The sequence below is a fragment of the Flavitalea sp. genome, assembly GCF_035489435.1.
In the GTDB taxonomy this organism is placed as follows: domain Bacteria; phylum Bacteroidota; class Bacteroidia; order Chitinophagales; family Chitinophagaceae; genus DATHKG01.
Genome location: NZ_DATHKG010000165.1, coordinates 1 through 13,024, shown reverse-complemented (window position 1 = coordinate 13,024; position 13,024 = coordinate 1). Strand labels below are relative to the sequence as shown.

Below are 13,024 nucleotides of genomic sequence, written 5' to 3'. Positions count from 1 at the left end.
ATTTAAGGTCAGAATCGGATTATTCCCATCCGGGGTTTTGTGTGAGAATACCTTTACTTTTTTGTATCTCTGTCCTTGGGATCGGATAAAAATTCTGACGTTCAAGAAATACTTTTTGTACGCCGGCACCAAGATTTATCACCTGGTAAGTGAAAGTTCCATTCCCGTTTTTTATTACATTCATCCCTTTCATTGTCTGGGCAATAACCTGTGGACCAATTTTCCAACGCATAATATCATACCATCTCTGATCTTCAAAAGCAAGTTCTACTGCGCGCTCATTGCGGATACGATCTCTCATGGCTTCTTTACTTAAACCTGCCGGAAGATCCGGCATGCCTGCCCGGTTACGAATAAGTTTAATTGCCGCGTAAACGGATGCATCGGGGCCGGCGGCTTCATTCTGAGCTTCCGCATAATTCAATAGAATTTCACCGTAACGGAAATAGATATAGTTTACCAGCGCGGTGGCAGATGAACCGGCATATGTAACCTCCGGCCACCATTTTTTACAGTAATAGCGGGTCATTGAATAGGTAGCATTTCCTTCCTTATAATCCTTGCCTCCATCCCACATTTCCATGCGTCTTCCCTGCCAGGCCATATCATTATAAACAACATTCACATAAAAACGGGGGTCACGGTTGAGATATGGTTGCTGTGGATTATAACCTGAGGTTGCATCAGTGATCGGTTTTCCTGTGTTCATTTCATACAGGTCAACATGATTTTGGGTTGGATTATTTGTTCCCTGGTCGCCACCGGAACCTGGAGATAATATAGCATCCTGGAGATATGTAAAGAGCCGGCCCCTGGGTCCCCTTGGTTTGGTCAGGATATATTCCGGTGATTTATTCTGGCTGAGGATGGTTATGTAGCTCGGCATTAACGAATACAAGTTCATATCCATTACCTGCTTAGCCGCAGCCGCTGCCTTTTGCCATTTACCTGCATCATTTGAAGGATTATCGCGCGGGCTTGCCGCATAAAGCAACACCCTTGATCTTAATGCTTTTGCTGCACCTGCGGTAGCGCGTCCGTAATTTGAAGTATTGTTTGGGCCGCTTGTTGCGTTGTAATCAAGTGGTAACAATTTTTCGGCCTCCTCGATATCTTTCAGGATAAGATCTACAACTTCATCGTAACTATTTCTGGGCACATCAATATCATCGTTGAGCGCATATGCTTTATCGATAATCGGCACCCCACCAAAACGTTTTACCAGGTCCGCATAGTAAAATGCACGAAGAAAATATTGTTCGCCTTTTATCCGGCCGGCATCCTGGGCAGCGGTCCATGGCACTTCATCCATCTTCTCCAACATCACATTGCAGTTACGTATGCCTCGGTATGAATTATCCCAGACTGTATTAATGTCATTGGTGGTGCTATGATACAAACCTCCATAAAAAGGAAGAACAGATCCGGCTGCATCGCCCTGGGCAACAGCTTCATCGGAGATATGCGAAGTACTTGTCCGGGTACTGCTTGCACCCCAACGGTGATAATCGCTGATACGAAACTGGTACGAATTGTCTGCAAAATTCGATGCCAGGACGGGATCGGCAAAAACAGCGTCCAGTGTCAGGTTAACCCCAGGTGCACGTTCAAGAAAATCTTTTTTACAGGATGAAAAAATAAACAGTATAAATATTAAGTTGAATATTTTGATAAGCTTCATAGCTGAATGCTTTTAAAAGTTAGAATCTTACATTTACTCCGAAATTGAAAACCTTTGGCAGTGGATAGTTTCCGGTGCCGCCCTGCTCAGGATCAAATCCAAACCGATAAGGGGTCCATGTATACAGGTTCTGGCCACTAACGAATACATTAAATACCGACATGCCGAGTGATTTTGACCAGCGGGATGGGAGGCGCCAAGAAAGCTGGACATTTCTAAGCTTCAGGAAAGACGCATCCTGTAACAGGAAATCATTGGGCTGATAGTTCACGAAAGCATTACCAAGCGCATGCAGTGTTGGCCAGCTGGCTGTTCCGCCTTTGGATGGCGACCACCTGTCGAGCATAAAACTATACATCTGCTGACCAGGAGAATTCTCTGTAAGCTGTACGTTGGAACTAACATTTGCCTGACCCTGGAAAAGCAAATCGAGTGACAAACCACGCCATGCTAATGACGGAGAAAAACTATAATTGTACTCAGGTCTGTTTGAGAAACCAATCGGCACGCGATCGTCAGGGTTGATCTGGCCATCACCGGTTACATCTTGATACTTAAGATCACCGGGAACTACTTTGCCAAGCGTGTTTACCGGCGATGCCGCTATGTCTGCCGCAGACTCATAAAAACCTTCTACACGGTATCCAAAAAATTGAGCGATCCTTTTGCCTGCTTGTTTCTGTTGCTCCGGTGCACCAGGCGGTTCATCAATGTTGATAATGCGGTTCCTTGCAAAAGATACCTGTGCATTAAGACCATATGTAAATTCTCCGATCGTATTTCGGTGACCGACCTCTATTTCATACCCTTTGTTTTTTACTTCTCCTACATTGATTGCAGGATAAGGTTCACCATATTGATTCAACCTCGATTGGGGGTTTGTAACCAGGATATCCTTTCGGTGATCATCAAAGATGTCAAATGTGAGTTTAAAAAGGCCAGCTCCAAAAGAGGCTTCGAAACCAATATTTCTTTTTGTTGTTTTCTCCCAGGTCACATCCGGGTTGCCAACACGTGAGTGAATAACACGTGGATAGTTTACAAGCGAATTATTGTCGCCAAATTGTTCATTGCCACTGACTGTATAATCATCAAGGAAAAGAAAACGGGTGCCCCCTATCTGATCATTTCCTGCGGTTCCATAAGACCCCCTGATTTTAAGCAGATCGATCCAATGGATATCTTTCATAAATTCTTCATTGCTCAGTGTGTAACCAGCGGCAAATGCCGGGAACACGCCATACCGGTTGCCTTTCATGAAGTTTTCAGATCCATTGTAGCCTACACTTGCTTCTATAAAATACCGGGTGTCGAAGTTGTAGGTAACGCGGCCAACCATGCCCTGGATAGCACGTACAGCATCACTACCAATAGAAGCCCGGGCCTGGCGCGTAGCCAAAGCCATGGCTGTGATATTATGATTGCCAAAACTGCGGTTGTAATCAAAACCAAGCTGGATGTTGGTATTGATGTTTCCACCATTTGTATTTGTCGTAATGTTTGAAGCGTAATTTTCTGTTTCGTGTTGTGGGGAAATACCTGAGATCTTATTTCTCCTGTCTATGATATCATAAGTACGATAACCATTGGAAGATTGAGTTATTGTAAGAGAATACGAATCATAGGCATAGGTTCCGCGAAACGACAACCCCTTTGTGAGTTTGTCAAGTTTATAGTTCAGATCAATTTTTGCTTCTATATTGTTGTTTTCATTTATCTGGAAACCATCGTTGGCGATTAGTGCAATTGGGCTAATCAGGTTGAGGCCAACAGAAGGCGCACTGGTATAACCAAGTCCGGGCAAAGTTACCGGCATAGCATAAGACGGAATCTGGATCATCTTTCCCAGCACAAAACCAATATCGCCAAAACTGGTATTACCCGGTGAATAGGCATTGCCCTTAACACCTCCAAGTGTAACCGAAATCTTTGCGTCCTTGCTTACATTCAGGTCAACGTTAGATCTGAAATTATATCTTGAAAAATTATTTACCGTTCTTGAACCTTTGGGAGTGCCAAAATCTTTTGTAAAACCATCTTCATATAAATATCCGGCAGACACATAGTACTGCGCGATTTTACTGCCGCCTCTTACATTAATATTATGCTGCGTTTGAGGGAAATAATTCCTGACCATTTCCTTATACCAGTTTACGTCGGGATACCAGACAGGGTCCGATTTGTCTTTTAACTTCTGAAGTTCGGCGTCTGTGAACATCAATGCTTTCCCGTCATTTGCCAGTGCTTCGTTTTTCAATGTGGCACTATTGAAAGCATCCAGCACATCCGGCATCCCTGCGAGCTTTTGCAAGCTAAAATTGCCATTATACGAAACAACCGGTTTTCCCGGGGTTCCTCTTTTTGTTGTGACCACGATAACACCGTTTGCCCCGCGAATTCCATAAACCGCAGTTGCGGAAGCATCTTTTAATACATTGATTGATTCCACTTCATTGGGATCAATATTGCCGAAATCAGGTCTTTCAATTCCATCAACCACAACTATTGCAGAAGAATTTCCAAAGGTTGACTGCCCGCGAATCAGGATCGTTGCTGCGTTGGAGCCCGGCTTGCCGGTGGTTTGAATGGCCGTTACCCCTGCGATTCTACCGGTAAGTGCCTGGGTTAGATTTGGTGTGGGTGATTTTATCAGATCCTCTCCTTTTACTGATCCGATAGCCCCGACTACTGAAGCTTTTTTCTGGGTGCCGTAGCCAACAACAATTACATCCGACATTGTTTTCTCAATATCAGGCTCCAGCTGCACATCAAAAGAAATCCTGCTACCGAGCGGCATCTTAATTTCACGATAACCGACATAACTAAAGCTGATCTCCTTTTTATTATCAGGAACAGTGAGACGGAATTCTCCATTCTGGTTTGTAGTAGTCCCTTTATTTGAATCACCATAAGTAACTGTGACACCAGGCAAAGGCAATCCTTTTTCATCAGTCACTTTACCGGTAACCACAAGGCTCTCCTGGGCAAACGCACTGAGACAGGAACAGAGACCGGCAGGCAGGAAAAATAAAAGAACTGAAACAATTCGCAGCAGCATGATCGTTAGTTTTGATTTTGTAATTACGTATCCTTATTGGTATAGTCACAAAATCAGGTCGAAGCCACTATTATTGATTCAAATAATTCCAGGATTTTTCAAAACAATTGTTTTCTAAATTTAGCAAATGGAAAAAATCAACCCGGACGATATACGCTATGCTGATCTCGCAGGAAAAAGATTCAACAAACGTTTCACTGGCAAACCTGACTATATCCTCCTGCCAGGGTGTACCGGGGAAGTTGTTGAGGCAGTTCAGGAAGCCGTAACTAATAAACAACGACCAATAGTGCGCAGTGGCGGACATTGTCTGGAGGGTTTTGTATCAGACCCAACTGTGCAGGTGCTTATTGATATGTCGTTGATGACTGCTATACATTATGACGCTGAAAAGCGTGCCTTTTTGGTGGAGGCCGGGGCAACTGTCGGTGAGATGTATCGCAGGTTGTTCCTGGGCTGGGGAGTTGTTCTACCAGCTGGTGAACATCCTGGCATAGGAATGGGTGGACATGTATTGGGTGGAGCATTCGGTTTTCTTTGCCGCGAGTATGGATTAGCGGCAGACTATCTTTATGGTATAGAACTGGTGACAGTTGATACAACCGGTAAAGCTTATAGCATTATAGCTACGCGTGAACCAACAGATATTAACCGGGAGCTTTGGTGGGCGCATACAGGTGGAGGTGGTGGCAACTTTGGCATCGTAACGCGCTACTGGCTCAGGTCCCCTGATGCCAATGGATCAGATCCATATTCGGCCCTTCCTAAAGCACCGAAGTCCATTACCACATTAAGAGTGACCTGGGACTGGAAACATTTTGATGAGCATTCGTTTTCGCATCTCGTAAGAAATTTCGGTTCGTGGTGCCTGGAGAATAGCGGCTCCGACTCGGACTTCAGGCGATTATTCAGTATCCTTTTTTTGAATCATCGTAACCTGGGCAAGCTGGAAATAAAAGCCCTTGCTACGGGATCTGATGCTACCCGTCTTCTTAAGGAGCACCTGGCGGCAATTGCTGACCCGGTCGGATTACCTTATACAAATCAGCCCTATACATATCAGATAGAGGAAACATCATGGTTAAGGTTTGCGCTCAATCCATTTCCTGAATTATTTCAACCGGGATTTGATAACGTACATACAAAAGTGAAGGACGCATATTTCCGCCAACCCTTCACCGACAGCCAGATTACAACTTCCTTCAAATATCTCAATGCGGATGGAAATATAGGAGGAGTGCTAGGCATGGCAACTTACGGAGGTAAAGTGAGTGAGGTGTCGTCGGATGCAACTGCATCTGCACAACGGGATCCTATTATGGATGTTGCCTGTAATACAGGATGGATCAATCCGGAGGGTGAAGCAACATCGTTGGACTGGGTGCGTAATTTCTATAAGGATCTCTTTCCGGACTCAGGAGGTGTTCCTGTGCCAAATGAACAAACAGATGGCTGCATGATCAATCATCCGGATACAGACATCGCGGATCCACAGTTTAACAAGTCAGGCGTTCCATGGCATATCTTCTATTACAAGGAAAATTATCCAAGGTTGCAAAAAGTAAAATTCAAATGGGACCCACTGAATATATTTCATCATGCATTGTCCATACAAGGCGTGGGTTAAGATGAACCCTCAGGTAAGCATACGTGGTAATGCTGCTTTTGTTTCTGGTCCCGCCTTCTCCGAATATTTTTCAAAATTCCGGATGAATAATTCTGCCAATTGATTAGCAGCTTCATCATAAAGATTTTCATTCTGCCAGCTGATGCGCGGGTTTAGCATATTGGTTGGTACACCCGGCACATATTCAGGAATCTGAATGTTGAAATGTTCGTCAGCGTGATAATTCACATTTGCAAGATCACTATTCAAGGCAGCGCGTATCATAGCTCTTGTATACGATAAAGAAATCCTAGTGCCCTTGCCAAATCCACCCCCTGTCCAACCGGTATTCACCAGCCATACATTTATCTCGCGATGAGCCTCCAACAACCCACCTAAAATTTCTGCATATTCAACAGGATTGAGAGGAAGAAAGACTCTGCCAAAACAGGCAGAAAATACCGGCTGAGGTTCAGCAATACCGATTTCGGTACCGGCGATCTTTGCGGTATAACCACTGATATAATGAAACATTGCCTGGCCCTTATTCAGTTTACTGATTGGTGGCAGAACACCGGAAGCATCACAGGTAAGAAAGAAAATATTTTTTGGGTTGCCGCCAACAGAGGGTTGTTTAGCATTAAGGATAAAATCGATCGGGTATGCCGCTCTCGTATTTTCACTGATAGAATCATCGTCAAAATTTACTGTCGTAGTGCCATCAGTAAACACTATATTTTCCAGTAAGGAGCCGGGTCGTATAGCGTTGAAAATCTGTGGTTCTTTTTCGGGGTCTAAACGAATGCATTTGGCATAACATCCCCCTTCAAAATTAAACACTGTTCCTTCTGCCCATCCATGTTCATCATCGCCAATCAATGCGCGGGAAGGATCGGTACTCAATGTTGTTTTACCTGTTCCGCTTAATCCAAAGAATAGTGCAACATCACCCTTCTTTCCTTCATTGGCGGCGCAATGCATGGATAATACTTTGTGGCGGAAAGGAAGAACAAAATTCAGCACACCGAATAATGCTTTCTTGATTTCACCTGTATAAGCGGTGCCACCTATCAGGATAATTTTCCTGGTAAAATTCAGGATGGAAAAGTTTTCCTGCCTGGTGCCGTCTTCACCCGGTACAGCCAGGAAGCCAGGTGCCTGTATTATCAGCCAGTCTGTTTCAGGATATGGAACTTCAGATGCTTCCGGTCGCAAAAAAAGATGATGGCAGAATAAACTGGCCCAGGGAGTATCGGTGATTACACGAACATTCAGCCTGTATCTTTCGGATGCACAGGCATAGCTGTCCCGGACCCAGATTTCTGTTTTGCCGGATAAATAACTACACACTTTATCGTATAGCTTATCAAATTTTTTAGCATCAAACGGAATGTTGACATCTCCCCAATCGACAGAAGTGCGTGTACCTGCATCCTTTACGATAAATCGATCTTTGGGAGAGCGGCCAGTGAATTTCCCGGTATTCACACATAAAGCACCCGTGTTATTCAATTTCCCTTGTTGCAATTCCAGGGTTTGCCGGGTCAGTTCTTCGGGTTGAAGTTGGTAGTGAATGGTATTGGCCTCAATACCCAGGCTACTGAGGGCTTTTAGAATGGCAAGCTGCATAAAAGAAGATTTAGAAAAGCTAACGAACGTTAGTTTGTACTCAAGATATCAAATTCTTTGAAATTTTGACTGTTTTTAAAAAAATATTGATGGGGAAATGCTTTTTCCCGGTCTGGTTGGAACGGTACATGAATTTCCTTGTTAATATTTGCGAAAGTTTCGAGACGCCGACGCCGGTTTTTTTAATAAGGTGGGATTGCGTTGATTTTTACCCCGGCCATTTTAAATACCGCGGCTTCTCACAAAGTTTTAGGTTTTATGGGCATTAAATGCATGGTGATATCTTTTCCCCGGATTTAACTAACTTTCAGAGACAAATACTTGCGTTATGAAAAATCTGAAAAACATTTTCGCAGCCTTTTCTTTTGCAATCTGTATTTCCTTCACTCCCCCACATCATGGCTGGGCCGATTACGACCAAACCAAAACGCTTGACTTTACGGGAACTATTAAGTCATCTGTCTATGAGAATCCGCACGGCGTGATAAAAGTAAACCAGGACAAAAAAATCTGGACCGTGATTCTCGCACCGGTAAGCCGCATGAATGACCGTGGTCTCAACGCCGATATGATTAAAAAAGGCGGCTTGATTCGTGTAGTCGGATATCCGCATAAGGAAACAAAAAATGAAATGCGTGCAGAAAGAGTTTTTGTAAAGGACACGAAATATGAATTGCGTTGATGATCGCGATTGATGATCTGCTGCAGTTTTTGGAACAATCATCCTGGGCTGTTGCTATCCGCCAGTCTTCATGGCTTTATCCTTTTCTTGAAATTATTCACATTACCGGTATAGTACTGTTGGTCGGCGCTGCATTCTTGTTCGATCTTCGTTTACTTGGTTCATCAAAGCATATTCCCATAAATGATTTGAATCGCCATTTATTGCCCTGGTCGCTGAGAGGATTATTCCTGGTGATCCCTTCCGGTATACTGCTTTTTTCTACCAATGCCGGTGCGCTTGGATATGATCCTGTATTCTGGTTAAAGATGAGTTTGCTGGTACTGGCCGCCAGCAACGCTTTCATGTTTCACAAGGTTGCCTCCCGATCTCAGACTGGTGATAAAGCATCGCCACCTGTTGCTGCAAAAGTGATGGCAGTTATTTCAATTTTCCTGTGGGTAGCGATTATTTCCTGTGGGCGATTGCTGGCTTATTAGTACACTGAATTAATAGCTAATTGTTGATGTTGCGAGTTCATGGCGTTCACTCGGTTCTTCACTTCGCCGGATGGGCCTTTCGGTTAGGTTGATTTGCCGCTGTGATTCCTGCTTAGTTTGGTCGTTTATGCCAGTGGAGCTTGTAGCCCTGATCTTCTTTGAGCCCTGATCGGCTTTTTTAGTTTTGTCTTTTTGTGGTAGCTGGTGTTGGGCCCTGATCGGCTGCAGTAACTCCGAGCAGGAATCGAAGGCGGCAAATCAACCCAACCTCAGGCCCATCCTGCACGTTCCAACCTCGTTCACTTGAGGGGATATACGACCAGCACAACAAAATTCAACATACACTTATTGCAATTATCAGCATGCAGACTCCACTTGGCAGACTTCGCATTTCCTTATTAACAATGCAGTTATCAGGAATGCAATGGTCGCATTGGCAATTATCCGAATAAACTTCTTTAAATTACCCTTCTCTGAATTATACTTCTCTGAATTATACTTTCTCTGAACTATGCTTGTCGAATTACGCCTGTCGAATTAGACTTCAACAATTTAGATGTTGACGTCCAGATGTTGACATTTCTAATTTCTCTCTTCTATCTCTGTTTTATTGGCAGTGTGAATGCTTTGACGATATCGTAATTGTGTCCATAGATGAAACCGCAATAAAGGACTAGTAACACTTGTAATGACTGGTCGCATATTCCCCCAAATGGATGAGTTAGTTGGGAGCGGGATGGTGCTTTTGTTTGGCCTTCGTACCGTGGTCGAAGTTACTGCAGCCGATCAGGGCGGTGCAGCAGCTACCACCTGATGAATGCCCGACAAAGCCGATCAAGGCACAAAAAGATGACCGGAGACAACAGCATCCTCCGGAATCAGGAAACATACTAACCACGGGACACAGCCAAACAAAAGCACCATTCCGCTCCCAACGGTGCGAAGGAATGAAACAGAACTGTTGCATAATAAGCCATTAACTATTCCATAATCAGCCATTATTGCATAAAGCAATCGAAAAGAATTGTCCAAATCAACCCCTTATATTGTCGTGTTAACACCCCCGCCCCGATTACGCAATTAATTACCTTAGCCCTCAAATAAGGACATCTGTCACGATAGCCTTATTTATCCATCATTAACCTTTAAAAATTTAAAAGAATGAATTCAATAAAAATCCTTCTCTGCGCATTGCTTTTCGTAACTGCCAGCTTCAACAATACTGCCGGCCTAACCGATTCAGAGCGCAAATATGCCTCAGGCCTGCTGCAGGAATCACGCAAGACGCTACTAACCAAAGTGAAAGAACTCACTCCTGCACAGCTCTCTTTCAAGGCTGATTCCTCATCCTGGTCAGTAGCACAATGTGTTGAACATATTACTATAATTGAGAATGGCCTTTTTGATTATGCGCAATCAGCTTTGAAAGTTCCGGCTGATCCTTCTAAAAGAAACGAGGTCAAATTGCGTGATGAAGATGTTTTAAAAATGGTTGCTGACCGGAGTTCAAAGTTCCAGGCACCGGAATCGGCAAAACCCAACGGTAAATTCGGCGACTTTCAGGCAACTGTGAAGGAATTTATCTCCAGGCGGGAGAATCATATCAACTATATAAACACTACAACTGATGACCTGAGAAATCATTACAATGATTTTCCTTTTGGAAAAATTGACGCATACCAGACGATCGTTTTTATGGCAGGTCACTGCAAACGGCATACGGCTCAGATTGATGAGATCATGCAGAATGCAAACTTTCCAAAAGCAGTTAAATAAAAACCGTTAAATAAATTATAGCTGGGGGTCTATAAAAGTTGAACATATGATAATCGATTGCCCGCAGGGTCTTTGAAATCGAAATACTTCACCACGCCCTCAACCGTTTCTATATCATCCAAATCAGAAGTAAGTTTTTTTACCAGGCTATGTGCAGCATCAATATCTTTCGTTTCAAAACGAACAATTGACCCGCCGCCAACTTTAAGATAGCCGGTATCATCAAGCTGTAGCCATACATTGTCTGTTAATTTTAGCTCAATAGTGCCTGGATCAGGTTCCATCGTTTCAACATCGCCAAACAAAGCCTGGTACCATTCCGTAGATTCTTTGACATTCTTTACTGCAATACCAATTGTTACACTTTCAATTTTTTGTTTCATACTATCCGAATTTGATTTACAGTGCAAATCAATAGAAATTTCCAAAGCAAAAATTGTAAAAATGCGACACTAATCACTTTTGTAGAAAAGTGCAGAAAGTGCCATTTTATCATCTTTTAAAAATTCTTTGGGTGTCGTTCCTGTAAATTTCTTAAAGTCTTTAATAAAATGTGCCTGGTCGTAGTAGTCACTTTCGTAAGCAATTTTAGTTAAGCTTTCAGATTGATGATTGATTACCATTTTTAAAGCAGTTTGTAATCTTATAACTTTTCCTAATTGCTTTGGGCTCATACCAACTTGTTTAAAAAACTTTCTTTCGAGCTGTCTTCTTTTGTATAACTCATCTTTAAGAATTGAGCTTATTGGTGAACTCCCTCTTGTTGAAAATAAGGCATCAATGGTTGATTTTACTATGTTATCAATGGTTGCTTTGTTCTTCAATATATCTAACATGAAATCTTCTATGATTTTTATTCTTTTATCTGTGTCTTTTGCCTGAAGTATTTTTAGTTTCAATTCTTTTGACGGTTTTTCTCCAAATAACTGCCCTATCGGTGTCTCTCTATTTGATAATTTTTTAATAGGCACTGAAACAAAGTTGGCAAATCCGTAGGGATAAAACCGAACTGCAAAAGAATTGACATATCCTGTCGGTTCGATATAAAATGGTTCAGTAATTTGTCCAAGTATGAATGCACGAGGTTGGATGATAAATCTGTCTCCGGAGGTAATTCGCTTTATATCGTCGCCAAGAATAAAAATCAATTCAATACAGCCATCGGGTACAACACGCTGTCTTTTCGAACCTCCTCCGGCTAAAACTTCTAAAGTCCAATAGCATTTTATAAGAGATACTAAGTCTGAATGCGGTTGAAACGTTTGATAGTTCATATTTAGAATTAATATTAGTGCTTCTGACTTATAAAATCAACCATTTCACGGGTAAATTTGGAACATACTTCCTTGAATGCATGCGATATTCTTCTATTTTTTTTGAGTAAATTTAGTATCATGAAAAAAATACTGTTCCTCTGTATCGCCTGCTGTTCACTGTATGCGGTCGTGATGCCTCTTCATCGCGGAAGCGTGACTGCAGGCTATCGTGATGCTATCAGTGCCTGTAGCCCGCAGCAGGCAGGATCCATCATGGAAAGAAAAGATGGAAAGTTCATCACTCCATTACCAGGTTGGGGACATTACAGTTATACTATCTCTACTACTTCAGACAGCGCACAGTATTATTTCAACCAGGGGCTCACGCTATACTATAGCTATCATCCGAAAGAAGCGCTCGCCTCCTTCAAAGAGGCTAACCGGTTCGATACTTCCAGTGTCATGGCAAGTTGGGGCCAGCTGCTGGCCAGGGGTCCTACCTACAATGGCGCCCATTTTTACACCATGCCACCCGATGTAACCAATACGATGCTCAAATTGCAGGATCAAATAGCCGGCAGCGCTGCAACAAAGGAAAAAGAAATGGCGGAAGCAGTAATAAGCCGTTATCCTGCCGCAGTGCAAACAGCTCCGAGGGATACGTTGAATCGTATTTATGCGGCAAAAATGAAGATACTGATGAACAAATATCCCGGGGACATTGATATTGCCGCCTTATACGTAGATGCTGTTATGCTTATCCATCCATGGGATTTTTGGAACAACGACGGCACCCCGAAAGAATGGACCGAAGAACTGGTATCCATCAGCGCAAACATAATCAAAGCGAAGCCTCA

10 protein-coding genes are annotated in these 13,024 nt (G+C 43.1%); 5 read left to right on the top strand and 5 right to left on the bottom strand.

Annotation, left to right across the window (positions count from 1 at the left end; all coding sequences use genetic code 11):
• Positions 1-19: 19 nt before the first annotated feature.
• Positions 20-1,681: a RagB/SusD family nutrient uptake outer membrane protein gene (locus VK664_RS25860; protein WP_461401616.1), complete on the bottom strand. Its 1,662-nt coding sequence runs from the start codon at positions 1,679-1,681 to the stop codon at positions 20-22.
• A 19-nt stretch (positions 1,682-1,700) separates the two neighbouring features.
• Positions 1,701-4,739, bottom strand: a complete 3,039-nt coding sequence (locus VK664_RS25855) for a SusC/RagA family TonB-linked outer membrane protein (protein ID WP_461401615.1) — start codon at positions 4,737-4,739, stop codon at positions 1,701-1,703.
• Positions 4,740-4,866: 127 nt separating this feature from the next.
• Between VK664_RS25855 and VK664_RS25850 the strand changes: the two genes are divergently transcribed.
• Positions 4,867-6,366, top strand: a complete 1,500-nt coding sequence (locus VK664_RS25850) for an FAD-dependent oxidoreductase (RefSeq protein ID WP_461401614.1) — start codon at positions 4,867-4,869, stop codon at positions 6,364-6,366.
• Between the two features lie 9 nt (positions 6,367-6,375).
• On the opposite strand, the gene pckA is transcribed toward VK664_RS25850, so the two are convergent.
• Positions 6,376-7,974, bottom strand: coding sequence for a phosphoenolpyruvate carboxykinase (ATP) (gene pckA, locus VK664_RS25845; RefSeq protein WP_461401613.1), 1,599 nt, complete (start codon positions 7,972-7,974; stop codon positions 6,376-6,378).
• A 328-nt stretch (positions 7,975-8,302) separates the two neighbouring features.
• Between pckA and VK664_RS25840 the strand changes: the two genes are divergently transcribed.
• The 3 genes from VK664_RS25840 (at position 8,303) to VK664_RS25830 (ending at position 10,911) form a co-directional block, all read left to right on the top strand.
• Complete coding sequence (locus VK664_RS25840) at positions 8,303-8,656, top strand: DUF6152 family protein (protein ID WP_461401612.1); 354 nt, start codon at positions 8,303-8,305, stop codon at positions 8,654-8,656.
• Positions 8,656-9,135, top strand: coding sequence for a DUF6644 family protein (locus VK664_RS25835; RefSeq protein ID WP_461401611.1), 480 nt, complete (start codon positions 8,656-8,658; stop codon positions 9,133-9,135). The genes VK664_RS25840 and VK664_RS25835 overlap by 1 nt, the downstream gene beginning before the upstream one ends.
• 1,161 nt (positions 9,136-10,296) lie before the next feature.
• Positions 10,297-10,911 (top strand): DinB family protein, encoded by a 615-nt coding sequence (locus tag VK664_RS25830; protein ID WP_461401610.1) that lies wholly within the window; start codon positions 10,297-10,299, stop codon positions 10,909-10,911.
• A 29-nt stretch (positions 10,912-10,940) separates the two neighbouring features.
• On the opposite strand, the gene VK664_RS25825 is transcribed toward VK664_RS25830, so the two are convergent.
• Together VK664_RS25825 and VK664_RS25820 are read right to left on the bottom strand one after the other, a co-directional pair.
• The gene (locus VK664_RS25825) at positions 10,941-11,294 is read right to left on the bottom strand and encodes a VOC family protein (protein ID WP_461401609.1); all 354 of its coding nucleotides are present in this window, start codon (positions 11,292-11,294) and stop codon (positions 10,941-10,943) included.
• A 69-nt stretch (positions 11,295-11,363) separates the two neighbouring features.
• A complete protein-coding gene (locus tag VK664_RS25820) occupies positions 11,364-12,185 on the bottom strand; it encodes an AraC family transcriptional regulator (RefSeq protein ID WP_461401608.1) in 822 nt (273 codons plus the stop codon).
• A gap of 120 nt (positions 12,186-12,305) precedes the next feature.
• Between VK664_RS25820 and VK664_RS25815 the strand changes: the two genes are divergently transcribed.
• Positions 12,306-13,024, top strand: a 719-nt coding sequence (locus tag VK664_RS25815) for a hypothetical protein (protein WP_461401607.1), incomplete at its 3' end; no start/stop codon positions are given.

What these genes read in the sequence shown, in the direction of transcription:
- VK664_RS25835 (WP_461401611.1), top strand. Translation starts at nt 8,656, where the DNA reads ATGATCGCGATTGATGATCTGCTGCAGTTTTTGGAACAATCATCCTGG.
- VK664_RS25840 (WP_461401612.1), top strand. Translation starts at nt 8,303, where the DNA reads ATGAAAAATCTGAAAAACATTTTCGCAGCCTTTTCTTTTGCAATCTGT.
- VK664_RS25830 (WP_461401610.1), top strand. Translation starts at nt 10,297, where the DNA reads ATGAATTCAATAAAAATCCTTCTCTGCGCATTGCTTTTCGTAACTGCC.
- VK664_RS25850 (WP_461401614.1), top strand. Translation starts at nt 4,867, where the DNA reads ATGGAAAAAATCAACCCGGACGATATACGCTATGCTGATCTCGCAGGA.
- VK664_RS25820 (WP_461401608.1), bottom strand. Translation starts at nt 12,185, where the DNA reads ATGAACTATCAAACGTTTCAACCGCATTCAGACTTAGTATCTCTTATA.
- VK664_RS25825 (WP_461401609.1), bottom strand. Translation starts at nt 11,294, where the DNA reads ATGAAACAAAAAATTGAAAGTGTAACAATTGGTATTGCAGTAAAGAAT.
- VK664_RS25860 (WP_461401616.1), bottom strand. Translation starts at nt 1,681, where the DNA reads ATGAAGCTTATCAAAATATTCAACTTAATATTTATACTGTTTATTTTT.
- pckA (WP_461401613.1), bottom strand. Translation starts at nt 7,974, where the DNA reads ATGCAGCTTGCCATTCTAAAAGCCCTCAGTAGCCTGGGTATTGAGGCC.
- VK664_RS25855 (WP_461401615.1), bottom strand. Translation starts at nt 4,739, where the DNA reads ATGCTGCTGCGAATTGTTTCAGTTCTTTTATTTTTCCTGCCTGCCGGT.